Genomic DNA, 20,060 nt, shown 5'->3' on the forward strand with positions numbered 1-20,060 from the left:
ATAATTACTTAGGTTTCCGTATTCCTCTTTTTATTAAAAAGTAACCGACAGAAAGTGCTATAATCAAAGAACTAATTGCCATAATAACAAAAGGTTTCATATGAGCTATATCCAAATCAATAACATGCCTTGATATTCCTATTAAAGCTACAAGCAATACAATTTCTACATGTATTAAACCTTCTTTTAAATACATTTTTATAGTGTGCAATAATTCAACACCTATTAAGACAGATAAAAAACCGCCAAATATCTTATGTAAATGTATTAGTATATCATTTTCTATAGAAAATGAATCTTGTACCCCTAAAATTACTTCACTAAAAAGCAGTCCTATAAACATTATTACTGAGTAAATAACAACTGATAAAAGTGCTAGTAATAAAATTACTAGAATCCCCTTTTCTATTATTTCTATACTTTTTATAACTTTTGTTTCAATTTTTTTCATTTGTTATAAATAATTTAGTTAGTTTTTTTTTACGAAATATGATAATCTAATCAATTAATAATTTCACTATTTCTTTTGAAAAATCTTTAGAGATAGTTCTTAAATTCTTAGGGTTATCTATCTCTGAAATAATTACAGAAATTAACTGTTTGTCTTCCTTTTCTGTCAAATCAAAAACAACTGTTTCTAAAATGTATTTTTTTACTTCAAAATTTTCAATACGTGCTGGTTTAGTTTGATAATAGTTATTTACATAGTCTATATAAAAATTACCACTATACCTATTATAAAAATAAACAGGATAACTTCTTACTGAATATTCAGCACTAGATTCTACTGATTTCGTATATTCTTGTACCTCTTTCAACATTGTTAAAACTACAATGTCTACCCCCTTGCTTTTAATCTTTTTTGCTAATTTGTTTTCTTCAATTACTGAAAGTTTTTTATTTTCATCAATTACAGGAAAACTCTTATAACTTTCTATAGAATGTACTCCATTATCATTTAAACGATTTACGAGACTTTCTTCAAATTGCCTTCTAACTAAATTATCTTCTGTTTTACTAAAAACAATAATATTTTTGTTCTTTAAATCTAAAGACTTGTCCTTTTTCCATGAACTAAGTGTTTCAACTGATGAACAACTAAATTGTAATACAATTAATGCTAATATTCCGAATGTTTTAAAAAATATTTTCACGATTCCTATGTTTTAGAGTGTTTAAAAATTGGTTTAATGCCTCAATGCATATCCTGCTCCGCTACCTAACTCTTTTAAAGTTTTACTTATTTTTTTTAAAACCTCCATTCTCTTTATATTTAATATTTCAACTGTTTTATTAATTATATTAATCTTAATTGTTAAATTTTGAGCTGTCATAATTATTTATTTTTAAATTCTATACAAATATATCCTGAACCTCAAGGGCATACTATGAAGATCTAAGTGAGACGACAAAAATGAAAGGTGAAATGTATTTTTTAGCAAATGAATATAAATGAGCTACCTCAGAATTGAATGAGATAATAAAAGAGCAATGAATTTAATACCTACTAATAATCTTTTATTAACTACACAACAGATAAACTAAAAATTCATACTTTAGTCTCAAAAAACTGATAATTGGTATCTTTTTTAATAACTAAATATTAGTTGTTGCTATAACACAATAAACAAATGAAAAAAAGATTGGTAATATTAACAGGTGCTGGTATTAGTGCTGAAAGTGGAATTGAAACTTTTAGAGGTACTGATGGTTTATGGGAAGGTCATGATATTTACGAAGTTGCTTCACCGGAAGGGTTTCGTGCAAATCCTAAATTAGTTCTCAATTTTTACAATCAGCGCAGAAAACAACTACTTACTGTTTCACCCAATAAAGCACATGAAAACTTAGTTAAGCTAGAAAACGATTACCATGTTACTATTGTTACCCAAAACGTAGATGATTTACACGAACGTGCTGGTAGTACTAACGTTTTACATTTACATGGTGAATTATTAAAATCGAGAAGTACTTTTGACAAAAATTTAGTTTATAACTGTACAAAAGACATTAACCTTGGCAATCGTTGTGAAAAAGATTCTCAATTACGACCACATATTGTATGGTTTGGTGAAGATGTACCAATGTTAGATAAAGCTATTGAAATCACCTCAAAAGCTGATATTTTAATAATAATTGGTACTTCAATGCAAGTATACCCTGCGGCGAGTTTAATTGATTATATACCTGCAAACACCCCTATTTATTTTATTGATCCAAAACCTGCTGTAAATAAAAACGCCTTTGATAATTTAACAATTATTAAAGACGTTGCTAGTTTAGGAACCGAACAATTACTTAAGATGTTAATCGATTAAAATATTCATATATTTCTCCTTTAGAAATTGAGCTTCCTTTTTCTATTAAGTCAAAAACTTCAACATTTCGTTCTTTATCATATTTTTTAGTTCCTGTAAAAAACTCAATTTTTTCATCATTAGGATTTTTCATTAACCACTCAAAACCTTCTTGTTCTAACAAGTTTATATCTTCATCTACAGTAACAACAATACGATGAATCTCATTTTCATCACATTTAAATAAATTAACCATTTTTGGTGAAAAATGTTCTAAATATGCTGTTTTAGTAAGTACATCATCCCAAACAACGTCACTAAAAACATTCATTTCGTCTTCAGCCACTTGTGGTTTTTCTTCTTTTAATTCTTTCCATTCTTTTGCATCTATACTCTGAGATGCTAAAAAACGGGCAAATTCTTCATGCAATCCTTCAAATTGTTCTTTGGTAAGTTGTCTGTACTTCATTCGGCAATTTTAATAATAAATTAGGGTTTTGGCAATTTTCTTTGTAAAAATTAATATTAAATAAAAAAAGAGTTTTATATGATTTATGCTAATTCAAAAACCTCCTAACTAAACTATTAATTGTTATTCAAAAATAACAATCCTTATATTTATATTAAATTATCAGAAAGCATCTTTTTTCATAAAAAAATCGCCTACAAGAGGCGATTTTTAATATATAAACAAATTGTAAAATTTATATTTATCTAGTTACAGTACCTGATATTACTTTACCTGAATATTTATTATCTACTGAAAAAGACGTTGCTAATGTTTGACTACTTAAAGCCTGTACAAAAGGTTTTAATCCGAAAGGAGTTTCTGCATCATTTGTTGTTGGTTCAATAGAAATTACTACTGTAGCACTTGTTAAATCAATTGGAAAAGTTACATTAGGGTATCTATTATTAGGATCAATGATAAAATCTTCTCCTGGAAATGGAGGAACTCCATTTGGCCCTTTAAATTCGTTGTTATTAGCAGCTCCGAAAAGACTTACATCCGCAGCATCAGAATCTGAAAATCTACCAGTTGAAATTGGTGTTGGGTTTCCTGAATTATCATTTACAACAACCCATCCTTCATAAATCCAACCATCTGCAAGTGTTGGTAAATTAGTAAAGCCTCCTCCTGTTGGTGGTAATGCATTGATAAACCAAATACCGTTAGCATCTGTTCCTACAGTTCCAACTGAAGGTGCTTTTAAAAACCCTTGACCTGTTGCTGTTTCTAAATTACTTGAACCACTATACAATGTATTATCTGTTGATGGAGATGCAGTACTGTTTATAAAAGTTCCTTTTGAAAAGATCCATCCACTTGGACTTGATAAATCTGTGCCTGTTTCTGTTGCTGATTCAATTGTTAACACATAATCTGTTGCTGCATTCACTTTAATTATATCTAGAGACGTACTTGTATTACTAGCTCCCTCAATATGAGAAAATCTTCCTGTCGATACTTTTTCTGTTCCAACAATAAGCCAACCTTCATACACATAGTTATCACCTAAATCTGGTAAATTTTGAAATGATTGTGTTACTGTTTTTGTCGTTGCAATATCATCATTATCATCACTACAAGAAGTGAAAGAAATTGCTGTAATAGCCAATAGACTTAAAAATGCTTTCTTCATAATTGTTTAAGTTTTTATTATACAACTGTTAAGTCGAGTATAAAATTGAAACTTACACATAGCTTAAAAAATTATATCATATATATAAATTTACAACCTATTTAATGAAGAATATAATTATTAAAACCATCTACTATTATTACATATAACAATAACTATACTATTTCTTATTAATACTGTATAATTAAAAAGCCCGAGTTATACACTCGAGCTTTTTAATTATATAAAACAGCATAATAACTACACCACTAATTTCTTTGTAGATGGCTTAAATTTAGTTAAAACAATACCTTCAACAGCTTTCTCATATTCTTCCATCGTTGGAGTTCTTCCTAAGATAGTTGATAATACTACTACTGGCGTAGAAGAAAGTAAAGATTCTCCTTTTTTACCATCAGTATCTCTTACAACTCTTCCTTGGAATAAACGAGTAGAAGTAGCCATTACAGTATCTCCTGGCTCAGCTTTTTCTTGATTACCCATACACAAACTACAACCTGGACGTTCTAAATATAATTTATTTTCATACTTAGTTCTTGCTTCCGCTTTTGGAGCATTGTCATCAAATACGAAACCTGCATATTTTTCTAAAACTTCCCAGTCGCCTTCAGCTTTTAGTTCATCTACAATATTGTATGTAGGTGGAGCAACAACTAAAGGTGCTTTAAATTCTACTTTCCCTTTTTGTGCTTCTACATTTTTAAGCATTTGTGCCAAAATTTGCATATCACCTTTATGCACCATACATGAACCGATAAAACCTAAATCAACTTTTTTAGTTCCTCCATAAAAAGATAATGGTTGAATATTATCGTGTGTATAACGCTTAGATACGTCTTCATTATTTACATCCGGATCAGCAATCATTGGTTCAACAATCTTATCTAAATCAATAACAACTTCTGCATAGTATTTAGCGTCTGCATCTGGTTTTAATGCTGATTTAGTTCCTGACTTAATCTCCTCGATACGGTTGTTTGCTTTATCAACTAATCCTTTAAAATCTTGTTTCTTGTTATCCATACCCTTATCAATCATGATTTGAATACGGTCTCTTGATATTTCTAAAGATTCAATTAATGTTTCATTTTCTGAAATACAGATAGAAGCTTTCGCTTTCATCTCAGCTGTCCAATCTGTAAATGTAAATGCTTGATCAGATGTTAATGTTCCAATATGAACTTCAATGATTCTTCCTTGAAATACATTATCACCTCCAAACTGATTTAACATTTGTTCTTGTGTTGCGTGTACCACATCACGGAAATCCATAAAAGATTTCATTTCTCCTTTAAAAGTAACTTTTACTGATTCTGGAATTGGCATTGTAGCTTCTCCAGTTGCCAAAGCTAAAGCAACGGTACCTGAATCTGCTCCAAAAGCAACACCTTTTGCCATACGTGTATGCGAATCTCCTCCTATAATTACATCCCAATCATCAACAGCAATATCATTTAATACTTTATGAATAACATCAGTCATTGCATGGTATTTCCCTTCAGGGTGACGTGCAGTTACTAATCCGAAGTCATTCATAAACTTCATTAATCTTGGAATATTAGCTTTTGACTTATCATCCCAAACAGAAGCCGTATGACATCCTGATTGATAACCTGCATCAACAATTGGAGAAATTACAGTAGCTGCCATCATCTCTAACTCTTGAGAGGTCATTAACCCTGTAGTATCTTGAGATCCAACAATATTTACTTCAACTCTAACGTTAGAACCTGCATGTAATGTTTTACCAGGAGTAGTTCCAACTGCATTTTTGTTGAATATTTTTTCAACAGCAGTTAAACCTTGTCCTTCAACTGAAACTTCTTTTGAAGTAGCATATACCTGAGGAACATCTATACCTAATACTTTACAAGCAAAGGTTTGTAATTTTTTACCGAAAACAACAGCATAAGAACCTCCAGCTTTTATAAACTCCATTTTTGGTGGTGTTAAAGCTGTAGAAATATCTTTTAACTCTTTATCTCCGTTATATAACTTCTTAGTTTTTGTGTTTATAGTTAAAACTGTACCTGTAGCTACAGAATACTCTTCTTTTAAGATAGCTTCTCCTTCTTCATCTACAATCGTATTTCCATCAGCATCTTTTTGCTTTACCCAATTTTTTAAATCGATACCAATACCTCCAGTTACCCCTACAGTTGTTAAGAAAATCGGAGCAATACCATTAGTACCAGCAATTACTGGAGCAATATTAATAAACGGTACATATGGACTAGACGATATACCTGTCCATAATGCTACGTTATTTACACCTGACATTCTTGATGAACCAACTCCCATTGTTCCTTTATCAGCAAGTAACATAACACGCTTATTAGGGTGTTGTTTTTTTAAAGCTAACAATTCATTTTGCATATCTTTATTATGCTCAAACATACATTGTCCGTGCAACTCTCTATCTGACCTAGAGTGTGCATCTGCTCCTGGTGATAGTAAATCTGTAGAAATGTCACCAATTCCTGCAACAAATGTTACAATTTCAATTTCTTCATCTACCTCTGGTAATTTGGTAAAAAACTCTGCTTTAGAATAACTTTCTATAATTTCTTTTGCAATATCATTATCCTCTTTTAAAGCATTCTCTAAACGCTCTGTATCTGCTTCGTAAAGAAAAACCTGCGTTTTTAAAACATCCGCTGCTTCTCTTGCTAAAGAAGCATCAGAACCTAAGGCTAAATCTAATAATACATCAACTGAAGGTCCACCTTTCATGTGAGATAATTGCTCAAAAGCAAAAGAAGGAGTAATTTCTTTTAATACAGATTCTCCTAAGATAATTTCTTTTAAAAATTTTGCTTTTACAGTTGCAGCACTTGTAGTTCCTGGTAAAACATTATAAATAAAGAAGTTAAGAGAATCTTCTCTATACTCATTAGATGAGTCTTTAATTTGTTCTATAATTTTACTTAATAATTCAGCACCATCAACTGGTTTTGGGTGAAGCCCCTGAGCTTTACGCTCTTCGATCTCCTTGATGTAATCTTGATAAATATTCATAAAAGGTTTCTTTTAATGTTGATGGCTTATTTGCAAATTCTATCGCTTATATTAAACGCACTTTAAATTTACATTTAATATTTTTAATCATATTAATATGAAAAGCCAAACAATGTAATTTTTATTAGTTTTTGTATTGCAAAAGTACTACTTATAAATAAAATTTAAAAAATAAACACTTAACTAGCTTAATTAGTAAACAAACTTTGATTTAACACGCTAAAAAAAACACAGTTCGCAAAAAAACACCTTTTAATTGTTAATTTTTAATCAAATTCACAATTCATAAACTAGTAATTTAAGGTTTAAATTAATGATTCTTAATAAAAAACAGAAATCTGTAGGTAAAATCTTATATAAAATTTTAATCCTTTACCACCATTGAACCTTTTTACGATAAATAGCGCTTAATACCGCCCAAACGAACAAGTAATAATACATTTCTATTAAATAGAGGTCATTATAAGTTTTAAGTAATTACTTATTTCTCATATATGTAAAAATAAAAAAGTAGACCAGTAAGCTGGATTCTGTTTCTTATAAATAAGACTCTTATCATTTATCTAGTTTTACAATTACTTGTAAAATCAATCTGCCTACCCCTTAGAATCGCGCGAGTAGCGCTCGAGCTCTAATGTACATGACATTGCACCGTATAGAGTTTACCTGGTTTCACTACAGCATTACCTGTACATACTTTCTGCTGCACTTGTCCTCGGTTTGCACCGGACGGTTGTTATCCGCTATACTACTCTTTGGTGTCCAGACTTTCCTACTTATACTAAATATAAGTCGATAAGATAGGTCTACTTATTTATTTTTAAATGAGTTCATAATTTTTCAAAAAAAACCCACTCAATAAATTGAGTGGGAAAATTGCTATGAAAAAGAAAAAGTGTCTATAACGTCTTATAGACACTGCAAATATAGAAATGTTTTTTACATTACACAATATTTTTGCAAAAAAAGTAAAATTAATTTTACTCTTTTTTACAAAAAGTAAAACCCGCTCAGTATTTGAGCGGGTTTTAGATAAAAAATATTTAAAATGATTCCTTTTAAGAAAACATATCTTTTACTTTCTCAAAAAATGATTTATCAGACCTTTGAGGGTTTGGACTAAAATTTTCATCCCCTTGCATAGATTCAAAAAACTTGCGCTGATCTTTTGTTAACTCTTGCGGTGTCCAAACATTAATATGAATTAAAAAGTCTCCATTACCATAACGTTCTATACTAGGTAATCCTTTTCCTTTTAATCTTAAAATTTTACCAGATTGAGTTCCTGCTTCAATTTTTATTTTTACATTTCCTGTTACTGTTTCTATTTCTTTAGAAACTCCTAAAACTGCCTCAGAAAAATTAATATATAAATCGTAGTGAATATTACTCCCTTCTCTTTTTAGTGTTTCATGCTGAACTTCTTCTATTAACACTAATAAATCTCCTGGTATAGAGTTTTTACCTGGAGCTTCATTTCCTTTCCCTCCTACTTTTAATTGTACTCCTTCAGTAACTCCTTCAGGAATATTAATTGAAACGGTTTCTTCTTTTATAATTAACCCTTGCGCATCTGACCCGTTAGGTTTATTACTAATTATTTCTCCAGCTCCCTGACAAGTACCACAAGTAGTTGCCGTTTGCATTCTACCTAAAATTGTATTGGTAACTCGCATTTGTTGTCCACTACCATTACACGTTGTACATGTTTTATAAGTAACTCCATCTGCCTGAACTTTTCTACGAACTTTAACCTTCTTTTCTACACCATTCGCTATTTCTTCTAAGGTTAGCTTTACACGAATACGCATATTAGATCCTTTAACTCTAGCTTGTCGTTGACCTCCGCCACCGCCGAAACCACCAAAACCACCGCCGCCGAAAATATCTCCAAACTGACTAAATATATCATCCATATTCATTCCGCCGCCGCCAAAACCGCCGCCGCCACCTTGTGGTCCATCAAAAGCTGCATGACCATACTGATCGTAGCGAGCTTTTTTGTTATCATCACTAAGCACCTCATATGCTTCAGCACATAATTTGAATTTCTCTTCAGCGCTTTTATCATCTGGGTTTTTATCTGGATGAAATTTAATCGCCATTTTACGATATCCTTTCTTAATTTCAGCTTGTGATGCCGATTTTGATATACCTAATACTTCGTAATAATCTTGTTTTGCCATTTTTATTCTATTCTGTCAGTAGCCAATTAAAGTGATATTATATAACTTTGTAAAAGGTTTTTTAAAATGAAAACCTTTTTAATGACCTATTATTTATGCTTGTCCTACCACCACTTTTGGATGACGAATAATTTTATCTCCTAACTTATATCCTTTTTCTACACAATCAACAACCTTTCCTTTTAAATCATCAGAAGGTGCAGGTATTTGTGTAATTGCTTGGTGTACTTCTGCATCAAAAACATCACCTGACTTTACCTCTATAGCTGTTAATCCCTTTTGCTCTAAAGTAGATACCATTTTTTGATAAATTAATAATACTCCTTTACGTAACTCTTCAGCCTCCTTATCATCTTCAATATGTGATAAAGCTCTTTCGAAATCATCTAAAACTGGCAGTAAAACTGTCATTACTTCCTGTCCTGCTGTTTTAAAAAGCTCCATACGCTCTTTAGACGTACGTTTTTTATAGTTTTCAAACTCAGCAAATAAACGTAAATACTTATCTTTTTCTGCTTGAAGTAACTCTTCAGTTGTAGGTACTACTTTCTCTTCAACCCCCTCAACCTCTTGTGCTTTCTCTGCTTCTTGAGTTTCTTCTACTTGCGCATTATCAATTGCGTCTTTTAACTCGTCTTCTTTTGTATATTGATCTTTACTCATTGTAAATAGTCTCTTTAAATTCTTCAGCATACTTTTATCAATAATATTGCCAATAAAAAAATTGTGTCAACTTGACATTAATTAATTCATCTCTTTTTTTAATCGTGTATAATTCCTATATTTATAGGAAATAAATTTAATTAACATTTAAGTCCCTCATTAATTATGAAAAATAACTTATTAAGTATTACTGGCGCAACAATTTTAACTAGACAAGAACAAAAAAATCTAACTGGAGGTATCTCTTTAGTAGAAGATGCTAGCAAATGTGGTTGTGATTGCGCAGGACGTGTTACAGGTCCTTTCTATTGTCATAAGATTATTGCTTGTCCACAAGTATATACTTGTGACCAAGAAATGTAATACTATATCTTAAAAGAAAAACCAGTAACTTATAAAAGTTGCTGGTTTTTTTATTTAAATTAACTTCTTAAATTAATCTTCTATTCTTTCGATCTTTGCTCCAATAGATTTTAATCTAGCTTCAATATCTTCGTAACCTCTATCTATTTGCTCAATATTATTAATAATACTAGTACCTTTTGCCGATAGGGCTGCTATTAATAATGAAATTCCAGCACGAATATCTGGCGAAGTCATTTTTGTAGCTTTTAACATCGATTGAAAATCATGCCCTATTACAGTTGCTCTATGCGGATCACATAAAATTACTTTAGCACCCATATCTATTAATTTATCAACAAAAAACAAACGGCTTTCAAACATTTTTTGATGAATTAAGACTGTTCCTTTTGCTTGTGTTGCTATTACCAATACAATACTTAATAAATCGGGAGTAAAACCAGGCCAAGGCGCATCGGCTACTGTTAAAATAGATCCATCGATGTAGTTTTGAATTTCATAACTATCTTGTTCAGGAATAAAAATATCATCACCTATTTTTTCTAATTGGATTCCTAGTTTACGAAATACATTTGGTATTTGTCCTAAATTTTTCCAACTAACATCTTTAATTGTTAATTCAGATCGTGTCATTGCTGCCATACCAATCCAACTACCAATTTCTATCATATCAGGTAATACTCTGTGTTCACATCCACCTAAAGAAGTTACTCCTTCAATAGTTAGTAGATTTGAACCTACTCCTGATATTTTTGCCCCCATAGAATTCAACATTTTTGATAATTGTTGAATGTAAGGCTCACAAGCTGCATTATATATAGTTGTTGTTCCTTTTGCTAAAACTGCTGCCATTAAAATGTTAGCCGTACCTGTTACTGAAGCTTCGTCTAGTAACATATCTGTACCAACTAAACCTGTTTCAGTTTCAACTCCGTAAAAATACTCTTCTTTATTGTAGCGAAATTTTGCACCTAAATTAATAAATCCTTCAAAATGGGTATCTAAGCGACGACGTCCTATTTTATCACCTCCTGGTCTTGGAATATATCCTTTACCAAAACGTGCTAATAAAGGACCAACTATCATTATTGAACCTCTTAATGAACTTCCATCTCTTTTAAAATCTGCCGATTCTAAATATTTTAAGTTAATAGCATCTGCTTGAAAACTATAAGAGTTTTTTCCTAATTTTTCAATTTTAACACCTAGTTCTCCTAAAATAAAAATAAGCTTATTTACGTCAATAATATCAGGAATATTATTTATCGTTACTTTTTCTGCTGTTAACAATACAGCACATATAATTTGTAACGCTTCATTTTTTGCTCCTTGAGGTGTAATTACTCCGTTAAGCTTGTGACCTCCTTCAATTTTAAATGATGCCATTTATTTTTTTCTGTATTTATTATTACTACTATAATTAGATTTTCCTTTCTGATTATTTTTATGATTTCCTTGTCCTTGGTTACTACGTTTTCTTAGTAAATTCTTACTTTCTGACAACTTTTCTTTAGATTCTCTTAAATCTATCTCTTTACCTGACAAATCGTATAAATGCTTAAAAATAACAGCATCATCAACAGTATCTTTATTCCAATTCAAATAGCATTTCTTCATGTGATTTGCTATCGTAAAGACCAATGCTTCTCTTTTTTCTCCTTCCTCCCATGTTAACGCTATATTTATCATTGTTTGGATATTGTTTCCATAATAACGATATCTTGAAGCTGATTTTGGATAATCCATTTTTTCTGGCTTCTCTTTCAGTTCTTCTTTTGAAGGTATTTCATATGGAGACTCGGCATCTAACTGAAAATCGGCTATAATGTGCAACTGATCCCAAAGTTTATGTTTAAAATCTGGCACATCTCGTAAGTGAGGTTGTAAATTCCCCATTACATCGACAATTGCTTTTGCCATTATATTTCTTTCTTCTTTAGTTTCTAAAGCAATACAATGGTTTACTAATTTTTGTATATGTCTTCCGTATTCCGGAATTATTAAGTGATCTCTCTCTGAATTGTACTCTAAATCAAACGTCATTTCTCTGTATTTATAGCTGCAAAATAGGTAATTATTACGGATTTATTATCTATCCGATTACCTTTAATTTTGCGAATTGTAATAATAATTTCTTTTTTCCTACGGTACCAAACTTAATTTCGGCTTTTTTATTGGGTCCTTTACCTTCTAAAGCAATTACCTCTCCTGTTCCAAAACGATTATGTTCAACAAAATTACCAACAACAATTTCTCCTTCAAATAAATTCATTTTCGGGTTTACGTCTGATACCTTTTTCATTTTACTTTTAGGAGACACCATACTTGGTTTTTCTTTTTTTGCTAAAAACTCTTTTCTTTTCTTTTGAATAGGTTTTTGAAAACGAATATTTTTGGGTGAATCATCATCAAATACACTTGCATCAATAAATCTGTTCGCCAAACCTTGAGGAACTTTAGGTGCTAAATGCTCTACAAACTTATCTTCTATTTCTTCTAAAAATCGACTAGGTTCACCATCTGTTAATTTACCCCAGCGGTAACGCGTTTGTGCATAGGTTAAATAGGCTACTTTTTCAGCTCTTGTTAAGGCTACATAAAATAAACGTCTTTCTTCTTCTAATTCACTACGTGTATTCATACTCATAGCTGAAGGGAATAAACTTTCTTCTAATCCTACAATATATACGTATGGATACTCTAATCCTTTTGATAAGTGAATTGTCATTAACGAAACCATTGGTGTATCATCACTCTCGCTATCAAAATCAGTAGCTAAAGCTACATCTTCTAAGAAAATAGGCAATGATGCATCGTCTCCTGCTTCTATTTTATCAGTAATAAAATCTTTTATTCCATTTAATAATTCTTGAATATTTTCAACTTTATTTACGCCCTCTGGTGTACCATCTTTTTGTAAATCTTTAACTAATTGTGTTTGTTTTACAACTAAATCAGCAATTTCAAAGGCATTCATTTTTTGTGCGTCTATTTGTAAACGCTGAATCATTCTCGTAAAATTAGCTAGCTTATTTTTTGTTCCTGTATTTATTTTTAAATCAACTTTATCTAAATTTAATAAGATATCAAAAATTGATTTTTTATAATGATTTGCAGCGATTGCTAATTTATCAATAGTCGTTGCACCTATACCTCGTGCAGGATAATTAATAATTCGTTTTAAAGCTTCTTCGTCATTTGGGTTTATTAGTATACGTAAATACGATAATAAATCTTTTATTTCTTTACGTTGATAAAAAGACATACCCCCGTAAATTTTATATTTAATATCTTTTTTACGTAAAGCGTCTTCCATTGCTCTAGATTGCGCATTGGTACGGTATAAAATAGCAAAAGAATCATTTGTTAATTGATTATTCATTTTGTTATCCCAAATAGATTGTGCTACAAAACGTCCTTCTTCTCCATCAGAAATTGTTCGCATTATTTTAATGCTTTCTCCTGGATCATTCGCTGTCCAAACTTCTTTATCTAGTTTTGTTTTATTTTTGTCTATTACGCTATTTGCTGCTTCTACAATATTACTTGTTGATCGATAGTTTTGCTCTAATTTAAATGTTTTAACATCAGGGTAATCTTTTTGAAAATTTAAGATGTTATTAATATTTGCTCCACGAAAACTATAAATACTTTGCGAATCATCTCCTACTACACAAATGTTTTGAAAACGATCTGCTAAAGCTCTTACTATTAAATATTGTGAGTGGTTTGTATCTTGATACTCATCAACCATTATATATTTAAAACGACTTTGGTATTTTGCTAGTACTTCAGGAAAACGGGTTAATAACTCGTTGGTTCTTAATAATAAATCATCAAAATCCATAGCTCCTGCCTTAAAACACCTTTCTACATAAGCTTTGTAAATATCTCCTACTCTAGGTCTACTTGCTTCTAAATCGGCTTCTTGTAAATCAGAATTTTTAAAATAGGCTCTAACAGTTATTAAACTGTTTTTAAAAGATGAGATTCTACTTAAAATTTGCTTTGGTTTGTAACGATCTTTATCTAGCTTCATTTCTCTAATGATCGTAGATATTAATCGCACAGAATCTTGCGAATCATAGATTGTAAAATTAGATGGATATCCTAAACGGTCTGACTCTGATCGTAAAATTCTAGAAAAAACCGAGTGAAAGGTTCCCATCCATAAATTTTTAGCTTCGCTAAAACCTACAACTCCGCCAATACGTTCTTTCATTTCACGTGCTGCCTTGTTAGTAAAGGTTAGCGATAAAATGTTAAAGGAATCGACTCCTTGCTTCATTAAATGAGCTATACGATACGTTAAAACTCTCGTTTTACCCGATCCGGCTCCTGCTATAATAATCATTGGGCCATCTTTTTGTAAAACGGCTGCTCTTTGTGGTTCGTTAAGTTGCTCTAAATAAGTGCTCAATAGAAAAAGATTGAAAGAATTTTTAAAACGGAAATTTAACCATTCTTTTAAGTATTATAAAGAATGTGCGATGTTTTTTATTCACATTTTTTACAGACTTAAAAACAGCTAAAATTACATCACCTTTTATTACATCAAATAATTTTATTTATTTAAGCACTAGCAATAAAAAAACATGCTCTTTTTAAAATATTTTTAATTTTATAATTCCAATTTCAAGCAACTATGTTCTCCTTTTTTTTTAAAAATCACCTCTCTAGTATTAAATTTATAAATTAACTAAATATATTTTTTTTAAATTTTTTTAAATTTTCAGATTGGCAATTTTAATAGGACTTGTATATTCGCATTATGGAAAGTAAAATTATTGAAAGTTTAGCATATATATTACCTGCTTTAGTTACAGGTGGTGTTGCATATTTTATATTAGGTGCTTTTATTAAGCAAGATAATAACGAAAAAAAGTTTGAAGCTTTAGTTAATAAAAAACGTGAGAGTTTACCAGTAAAATTGCAAGCTTACGAACGTTTACTTTTATTTTGCGAACGTATTAATCCCACAAAATTATTACTTAGAGTAAATCCTATTGGTGATGATACTAGCAATTATTTACAACTATTAATTGCCAATATCGAGCAAGAATATGAGCATAACATGGTACAGCAATTATATGTATCTGAAGATAGTTGGAAAGCAATTATAGCTGCTAAATTAACAATTATTTCTAAACTTAGAAAAACAGCTGAAACTGCTGAAACTGCAAAAGATTTACGCGAAATGGTGTTAATTGATTATTCTCAAAGCGAAAACCCAACACAAACATCTATTGCTTATTTAAAACAAGCCGTTAAAAAATTAATATAATAATGTAGATTTTAATAAAAAACAACATTCTAAATAACCTTCTTCTTTTGCAAAGAAGAAGGTTATTTTTTATTTACCAATCTAAACTCATTATTTTTCAATTGGTAATTCTAAATTACTAGCCCACTCGGTCCAAGAACCATCAAACACTGTATAATTTTCATTTCCTGCAACTTCATTACCTAAAGCTAAAATACAAGCTGTAATGCCTGACCCGCAAGAAAAAACAACTTTTTCTCCTTTAGGGTTTAATGATAAAAAAATAGCCGTAAGCTCTTTAACAACTTTCATTTCTCCATTTACTTGCAACTCTGTGTATGGCAAACTTTTTGAATTCGGAATATGCCCACCTCTTAAATCTTTTCTTGGCTCTGCTACTGTTGCATTAAATCGTGCTTTCGAACGTGCATCTAAAATACATTTCTTATCATTTGAAGCTTTCAACACTTCTCTAACATCACTTACTTTTCCTAAATCTAAATTCGCATTAAAGTCACCTTTCTTTATTTTTATTTTTTTGATTTCTTCTGTTAAAAAACCTAACTCTTGCCATTTAGGCAACCCTCCATTTAAAACCGCGACATTTTTAAAACCAAAAACTTTAAATAACCACCAAGCTCTTGCTGATGAATACACACCTATATCGTCATAAACAACAATACAGCTATCATTATTTATTCCTAAATCTCTTACTTTTTCTTCAAAATGACTTTCATTCGGAATTGTATTTGGAAACACTCCTTTTGAATCTAAAAAAACATTTTTTAAATCAAAGAATACTGCATTTAGTATCTGTCTCTTTTCTTTTTTATCATTTTCAGAACTTCCTACTTTAGCAATAGTTGCGTCTAAAACGATTAAATTTTCGGCACTAAAATTTTCATACACCCAATTAACAGTAACTAATGGACCTGGAACTTTAAGTTTCATTTACTTTCTTTTAATAATTCATTTTTATCTAAAAAAAGCATCAATGATTATTTATACATTGATGCTTTTTAATTTTATATATTAAGATGTTTTTTATTTTACTTCATCGTAATTATCATCCCAATTTTTAGGTTTAGGATCATGTAATTTACCTACTGATTTTGCAACAATCATAGATACTGTTGCATCTCCTGTTACATTAATTGTTGTACGTAACATATCTAAAGGCCTATCTACTGCAAAAATTAACGCCAATGCTACCGGATATAAATCTTTTGGAAAACCTATAGATTCTAATACGATTACCAACATAACCATACCTGCTCCAGGAACAGCTGCACTACCAATAGAAGCCAACAAAGCTGTTAAAACAATTGATAATTGATTTGCAAATCCTAACCCTTCCGGCCATAAAACTTGCATTACAAATACTGCCGCTACTGCTTGGTACAAACTTGTTCCATCCATATTTATAGTTGCACCTACTGGTAATACGAAACTCGACACTTCTTTATCTACACCAATATGTTCCTCTACTCTCTCCATAGTAACAGGTAATGTTGCCGCACTCGAACTTGTAGAAAAAGCTAATAACTGTGCAGGACTTAATTGTTTTAAAACCCATAATGGATTTTTCTTCGTATAAACACTTATTAAAATTGAATAAAAAACAATCATAACTAGCAAACCTAAAACAACTACTCCTGCGTATTTTAATAAAGCTAATAAAATATCAGGGTCTCCTGATGTTACGACAACATTTGCTAACAAAGCAAATACTGCATACGGAGAGATTAACATTATAAGGTCTACCATTTTTAAAATAGCCTCATTTAATGAATCAAAAAATTTCTTTAGTGGTTTCGCTTTTTTCTCTCCAATTAGCAACATTGAAATTCCTAAAAAAATAGTAAAGAAAATCACCTGTAACATTGCTTTATTATTACTCATCGCACTTACAGCGTTATCTGGCACCATATCTACCACAAATTGTAAAGGCCCGACACTTTGTTGCCTTGTTGCTTCAGTAATTTTAGCTGTTATGCTAGAACTTTTAGCATAGGTATTTGTTAATTTCTCAACTGTTTCTTGCGAAATTCCGTCTCCTGGTTGAATTACATTTACCAACACTAAACCAATCGTAATAGCAATTACTGTTGTTCCTATATAGATTAACATGGTTCTTACACCTATATTTTTAAATTTAGAAATATCTTTTAAATCAGAAATCCCTTTAATTAAAGAAGCTACAATTAATGGTACTGCTATTAATTTTAATAATTTCACAAAAATAGTTCCTAATGGCTTTATCCAATCTTCAATAAAATTATCCCAGCCAAATTGCAATGCTAAAAATCCAAATAAGATTCCTAAAACCATTCCAATTAAAATACGCCAGTGCAATGCTAATTTCTTCATGTAATCTATATTATTTTTTAAAAGGTGTAAGATAAAATAAATATTTAAAATGTGACCATTAATACGTAACTTGTGTCATAATTACTATAGAACTAATTACTAATCTTATTAAAACGAAAAAATGGCAGGAATTTTAGACTTATTAAACAGCGACTTAGGTAAATCGATCATATCTGGAGTAGCAGGATCAACAGGACAAGATAGCAACAAAACAAGTAGTGTTTTAACAATGGCTTTACCTGTTTTAATGAAAGCGATGCAACGTAACTCAGCAACACCTGAAGGTGCTGAAGGTTTAATGGGTGCTTTAAACAAACATGATGGTGGAATTTTAGATAATTTAGGAGACTTGTTTAAAGGAGGTGTAAATGATAACGTTTTACAAGACGGTGGTAATATTTTAAAGCATGTTTTAGGAAACAAACAACAAGGTGTTGAGCAAGTAATTGGTCAAAAATCTGGTATGGATTCTGGTGCTGTAGCTAGTATTTTAAAAACTGCTGCTCCTATTTTAATGGGAGTTTTAGGAAAACAATCTCGTCAAAACAATGTAGGTAATTCTAGTGATTTAGGTGGTTTATTAGGCGGTTTATTAGGCGGGAATTCTGCACAAAAAGAACAAAGCTTTTTAGAACAAATTTTAGATGCTGATGGTGACGGAAGTATTGTTGATGATGTTGCTGGTATGGTTTTAGGAGGTAGTGGTCAACAGAAATCTGGTGGCGGACTATTAGGCGGATTATTAGGTGGTATTTTCGGAAAAAAATAAATTTCACATTTTATTATATCAAAAAGGGTAAACATTTGTTTGCCCTTTTTCTTTTGACTATTTTTGCCGCCATGGAAAAATTAAAACAACGTTGGGGTTTAAATACTACTTGGGATGTAATTGCGGTATTAATCGTATTTTCTATTAACGGTTCATTTGCTTCTTGGGTTGCAAAACCTATTACTGCTTTTGTTGGACTTTCTCCAGAAACCACTTCTCCTTGGATATACTGGCCTTTGCGTATTTTACTTATTTTTCCTATTTACCAAACTACACTACCTTTAGTTGGTTGGTTATTTGGCCAATTTAAATTCTTTTGGGCTTTTGAAAAGAAATTTTTAGGTCGTATGGGATTAGGGTTTCTTTTTAAAGGTAAATAAATACCATTTTTTCTAAAGTGAAATAATTTTTATTTATTCTCTCTCTCATTACTTTCTTTATAAAGAATAGTTTTTTTGGCGAAAAACCACATTTTAAATTGTGGACATTCCATACATAACCTCCTATCTTATTTTTAAATTTACTCCCCCATAAACAACAGCAATACTTCTTTTTTATCTCTTTTATTTTAATTAACAAAAGAAATAAAGTAATTTACACAACAAAAAGAGCTTGTGAAAATTAGAATGAATCTACCTACCTCATTAATTTTATTTCGATTATTATTAGCACCAATAATTTTAATGCTAGCATATTTTATCGGAGAAAATGCCAAAATAATTATTGTAATCCTAATGTATTTAGGGTTGATTTCGGACATCTTAGATGGAGTAATTGCTAGAAAACAGAATATTTCCTCTCCTAAACTAAGACGAATGGACAGTCAAACAGATATGGTATTTTGGCTATCTATTGGGCTTGCTACCTGGATATTATACCCTAAATTGATCGCTGATAATTCAATTGTTATTTGGACAATTCTCGGAATGGAATTAGCTTGCTACGTAATAAGCTTTATAAAATTTAAAAAAGAAACTTGCACTCATGCTTTTCTTTCCAAACTCTGGGGAATTACGCTACTAATCTCTTTCACCTCTTTAATTGGATTCAACCATGCTGGAATACCATTTTATAGCGCAGTAATAACGGGCTTAATTTCGCATATCGATGTAATTCTAATAATACTAATTTTACCTAAGTGGACTCATGATATACCAAGTGCCTATCACGCATATTTAATAAGAAAAAATATTAATTTTAGAAAGAATAAATATTTAAACGGATAAATTAAGCTATTCAAAAACAAAAGAATGAGTCGCTCAAGAAAGAAGAATAAAATACACGGAAATACAACTGCAAAATCAGAAAAAGAAAACAAGCAAGGTGCAAACCGAAAATTACGTAGAACCACTAAACAAAAAGTAAATTCTGTTAAAACTATTTTACCTAAACTCCGAGAGATTTCAAATATTTGGAGTTTTAACAAAGACGGAAAAACATACAATTCAAAAATGTCTGAAAAAGAGCTACGAAAATAAAAAAAAATCT

Annotated in this window: 20 protein-coding genes and 1 other RNA gene; 7 read left to right on the forward strand and 14 right to left on the reverse strand. The window is 30.7% G+C overall.

What is annotated here, in order from left to right; all coding sequences use genetic code 11:
• Positions 1 to 4: 4 nt before the first annotated feature.
• The 3 genes from H518_RS0113445 to H518_RS21170 are packed head-to-tail and all read right to left on the reverse strand — an operon-like array spanning position 5 to position 1,334.
• Positions 5 to 451 (reverse strand): phosphate-starvation-inducible PsiE family protein, encoded by a 447-nt coding sequence (locus tag H518_RS0113445; RefSeq protein ID WP_028889549.1) that lies wholly within the window; start codon positions 449 to 451, stop codon positions 5 to 7.
• Between the two features lie 46 nt (positions 452 to 497).
• Entirely contained in the window at positions 498 to 1,154 is a 657-nt protein-coding gene (locus H518_RS0113450; RefSeq protein ID WP_028889550.1) for a hypothetical protein, read from the reverse strand.
• A 33-nt stretch (positions 1,155 to 1,187) separates the two neighbouring features.
• Positions 1,188 to 1,334: a hypothetical protein gene (locus H518_RS21170; RefSeq protein WP_155995229.1), complete on the reverse strand. Its 147-nt coding sequence runs from the start codon at positions 1,332 to 1,334 to the stop codon at positions 1,188 to 1,190.
• Positions 1,335 to 1,631: 297 nt separating this feature from the next.
• Between H518_RS21170 and H518_RS0113460 the strand changes: the two genes are divergently transcribed.
• On the forward strand, positions 1,632 to 2,318 hold the full coding sequence (locus H518_RS0113460; RefSeq protein ID WP_028889551.1) for an SIR2 family NAD-dependent protein deacylase: 687 nt from the start codon (positions 1,632 to 1,634) through the stop codon (positions 2,316 to 2,318).
• Here the strand turns inward: H518_RS0113460 and H518_RS0113465 are convergent.
• The 6 genes from H518_RS0113465 to H518_RS0113485 form a co-directional block, all read right to left on the reverse strand.
• On the reverse strand, positions 2,299 to 2,766 hold the full coding sequence (locus H518_RS0113465) for a DUF6495 family protein (RefSeq protein WP_028889552.1): 468 nt from the start codon (positions 2,764 to 2,766) through the stop codon (positions 2,299 to 2,301). The two genes, H518_RS0113460 and H518_RS0113465, sit on opposite strands and share 20 nt — an antisense overlap.
• Before the next feature lie 241 nt (positions 2,767 to 3,007).
• Positions 3,008 to 3,940, reverse strand: coding sequence for an anti-sigma factor (locus H518_RS19880; protein WP_051263775.1), 933 nt, complete (start codon positions 3,938 to 3,940; stop codon positions 3,008 to 3,010).
• Between the two features lie 240 nt (positions 3,941 to 4,180).
• Complete coding sequence (locus tag H518_RS0113475) at positions 4,181 to 6,958, reverse strand: bifunctional aconitate hydratase 2/2-methylisocitrate dehydratase (protein WP_028889553.1); 2,778 nt, start codon at positions 6,956 to 6,958, stop codon at positions 4,181 to 4,183.
• Between the two features lie 503 nt (positions 6,959 to 7,461).
• Positions 7,462 to 7,771: RNase P RNA component class A (rnpB, locus tag H518_RS20600), an RNA gene on the reverse strand.
• Positions 7,772 to 8,016: 245 nt separating this feature from the next.
• Positions 8,017 to 9,144 (reverse strand): molecular chaperone DnaJ, encoded by a 1,128-nt coding sequence (dnaJ, locus tag H518_RS0113480; protein ID WP_028889554.1) that lies wholly within the window; start codon positions 9,142 to 9,144, stop codon positions 8,017 to 8,019.
• Positions 9,145 to 9,237: 93 nt separating this feature from the next.
• Positions 9,238 to 9,807, reverse strand: a complete 570-nt coding sequence (locus H518_RS0113485; RefSeq protein ID WP_028889555.1) for a nucleotide exchange factor GrpE — start codon at positions 9,805 to 9,807, stop codon at positions 9,238 to 9,240.
• A gap of 165 nt (positions 9,808 to 9,972) precedes the next feature.
• Here H518_RS0113485 and H518_RS0113490 point away from each other — a divergent pair, with 165 nt between their 5' ends.
• Positions 9,973 to 10,170 carry a hypothetical protein gene (locus H518_RS0113490; protein ID WP_028889556.1) on the forward strand — a complete coding sequence of 66 codons (198 nt, stop codon included), beginning with the start codon at positions 9,973 to 9,975 and terminating at the stop codon, positions 10,168 to 10,170.
• A 72-nt stretch (positions 10,171 to 10,242) separates the two neighbouring features.
• On the opposite strand, the gene murA is transcribed toward H518_RS0113490, so the two are convergent.
• Genes murA through H518_RS0113505 form a run of 3 tightly spaced genes read right to left on the reverse strand, consistent with a single transcriptional unit; the run spans position 10,243 to position 14,590 of the window.
• The gene (gene murA / locus H518_RS0113495) at positions 10,243 to 11,556 is read right to left on the reverse strand and encodes a UDP-N-acetylglucosamine 1-carboxyvinyltransferase (protein ID WP_028889557.1); all 1,314 of its coding nucleotides are present in this window, start codon (positions 11,554 to 11,556) and stop codon (positions 10,243 to 10,245) included.
• Positions 11,557 to 12,213, reverse strand: a complete 657-nt coding sequence (locus H518_RS0113500; RefSeq protein ID WP_028889558.1) for a DUF4290 domain-containing protein — start codon at positions 12,211 to 12,213, stop codon at positions 11,557 to 11,559.
• A 49-nt stretch (positions 12,214 to 12,262) separates the two neighbouring features.
• Entirely contained in the window at positions 12,263 to 14,590 is a 2,328-nt protein-coding gene (locus tag H518_RS0113505) for an ATP-dependent helicase (protein WP_028889559.1), read from the reverse strand.
• Between the two features lie 351 nt (positions 14,591 to 14,941).
• Between H518_RS0113505 and H518_RS0113510 the strand changes: the two genes are divergently transcribed.
• Complete coding sequence (locus H518_RS0113510) at positions 14,942 to 15,454, forward strand: DUF7935 family protein (protein ID WP_028889560.1); 513 nt, start codon at positions 14,942 to 14,944, stop codon at positions 15,452 to 15,454.
• 90 nt (positions 15,455 to 15,544) lie between these two features.
• On the opposite strand, the gene H518_RS0113515 is transcribed toward H518_RS0113510, so the two are convergent.
• Entirely contained in the window at positions 15,545 to 16,384 is an 840-nt protein-coding gene (locus tag H518_RS0113515) for a sulfurtransferase (protein WP_028889561.1), read from the reverse strand.
• Positions 16,385 to 16,477: 93 nt separating this feature from the next.
• The gene (locus tag H518_RS0113520; RefSeq protein WP_028889562.1) at positions 16,478 to 17,803 is read right to left on the reverse strand and encodes a dicarboxylate/amino acid:cation symporter; all 1,326 of its coding nucleotides are present in this window, start codon (positions 17,801 to 17,803) and stop codon (positions 16,478 to 16,480) included.
• A gap of 121 nt (positions 17,804 to 17,924) precedes the next feature.
• Here H518_RS0113520 and H518_RS0113525 point away from each other — a divergent pair, with 121 nt between their 5' ends.
• The 4 genes from H518_RS0113525 (at position 17,925) to H518_RS19885 (ending at position 20,050) form a co-directional block, all read left to right on the forward strand.
• Positions 17,925 to 18,572: a DUF937 domain-containing protein gene (locus tag H518_RS0113525; RefSeq protein WP_028889563.1), complete on the forward strand. Its 648-nt coding sequence runs from the start codon at positions 17,925 to 17,927 to the stop codon at positions 18,570 to 18,572.
• A gap of 71 nt (positions 18,573 to 18,643) precedes the next feature.
• Entirely contained in the window at positions 18,644 to 18,952 is a 309-nt protein-coding gene (locus H518_RS0113530) for a DUF6787 family protein (protein ID WP_028889564.1), read from the forward strand.
• A 246-nt stretch (positions 18,953 to 19,198) separates the two neighbouring features.
• The gene (locus tag H518_RS0113540; protein WP_028889566.1) at positions 19,199 to 19,798 is read left to right on the forward strand and encodes a CDP-alcohol phosphatidyltransferase family protein; all 600 of its coding nucleotides are present in this window, start codon (positions 19,199 to 19,201) and stop codon (positions 19,796 to 19,798) included.
• 24 nt (positions 19,799 to 19,822) lie between these two features.
• Positions 19,823 to 20,050, forward strand: coding sequence for a hypothetical protein (locus tag H518_RS19885; protein WP_043706932.1), 228 nt, complete (start codon positions 19,823 to 19,825; stop codon positions 20,048 to 20,050).
• Positions 20,051 to 20,060: the final 10 nt, after the last annotated feature.

It is taken from the genome of Tenacibaculum ovolyticum DSM 18103, from assembly GCF_000430545.1.
Lineage (GTDB): Bacteria > Bacteroidota > Bacteroidia > Flavobacteriales > Flavobacteriaceae > Polaribacter > Polaribacter ovolyticus.

Excerpts from the sequence above, each read along its gene's own strand:
- H518_RS0113445 (WP_028889549.1), bottom strand. The coding sequence starts at position 451 with ATGAAAAAAATTGAAACAAAAGTTATAAAAAGTATAGAAATAATAGAA.
- H518_RS21170 (WP_155995229.1), bottom strand. The coding sequence starts at position 1,334 with ATGACAGCTCAAAATTTAACAATTAAGATTAATATAATTAATAAAACA.
- H518_RS0113460 (WP_028889551.1), top strand. The coding sequence starts at position 1,632 with ATGAAAAAAAGATTGGTAATATTAACAGGTGCTGGTATTAGTGCTGAA.
- H518_RS0113465 (WP_028889552.1), bottom strand. The coding sequence starts at position 2,766 with ATGAAGTACAGACAACTTACCAAAGAACAATTTGAAGGATTGCATGAA.
- H518_RS19880 (WP_051263775.1), bottom strand. The coding sequence starts at position 3,940 with ATGAAGAAAGCATTTTTAAGTCTATTGGCTATTACAGCAATTTCTTTC.
- H518_RS0113475 (WP_028889553.1), bottom strand. The coding sequence starts at position 6,958 with ATGAATATTTATCAAGATTACATCAAGGAGATCGAAGAGCGTAAAGCT.
- dnaJ (WP_028889554.1), bottom strand. The coding sequence starts at position 9,144 with ATGGCAAAACAAGATTATTACGAAGTATTAGGTATATCAAAATCGGCA.
- H518_RS0113485 (WP_028889555.1), bottom strand. The coding sequence starts at position 9,807 with ATGAGTAAAGATCAATATACAAAAGAAGACGAGTTAAAAGACGCAATT.
- H518_RS0113490 (WP_028889556.1), top strand. The coding sequence starts at position 9,973 with ATGAAAAATAACTTATTAAGTATTACTGGCGCAACAATTTTAACTAGA.
- murA (WP_028889557.1), bottom strand. The coding sequence starts at position 11,556 with ATGGCATCATTTAAAATTGAAGGAGGTCACAAGCTTAACGGAGTAATT.
- H518_RS0113500 (WP_028889558.1), bottom strand. The coding sequence starts at position 12,213 with ATGACGTTTGATTTAGAGTACAATTCAGAGAGAGATCACTTAATAATT.
- H518_RS0113510 (WP_028889560.1), top strand. The coding sequence starts at position 14,942 with ATGGAAAGTAAAATTATTGAAAGTTTAGCATATATATTACCTGCTTTA.
- H518_RS0113515 (WP_028889561.1), bottom strand. The coding sequence starts at position 16,384 with ATGAAACTTAAAGTTCCAGGTCCATTAGTTACTGTTAATTGGGTGTAT.
- H518_RS0113520 (WP_028889562.1), bottom strand. The coding sequence starts at position 17,803 with ATGAAGAAATTAGCATTGCACTGGCGTATTTTAATTGGAATGGTTTTA.
- H518_RS0113525 (WP_028889563.1), top strand. The coding sequence starts at position 17,925 with ATGGCAGGAATTTTAGACTTATTAAACAGCGACTTAGGTAAATCGATC.
- H518_RS0113530 (WP_028889564.1), top strand. The coding sequence starts at position 18,644 with ATGGAAAAATTAAAACAACGTTGGGGTTTAAATACTACTTGGGATGTA.
- H518_RS0113540 (WP_028889566.1), top strand. The coding sequence starts at position 19,199 with ATGAATCTACCTACCTCATTAATTTTATTTCGATTATTATTAGCACCA.
- H518_RS19885 (WP_043706932.1), top strand. The coding sequence starts at position 19,823 with ATGAGTCGCTCAAGAAAGAAGAATAAAATACACGGAAATACAACTGCA.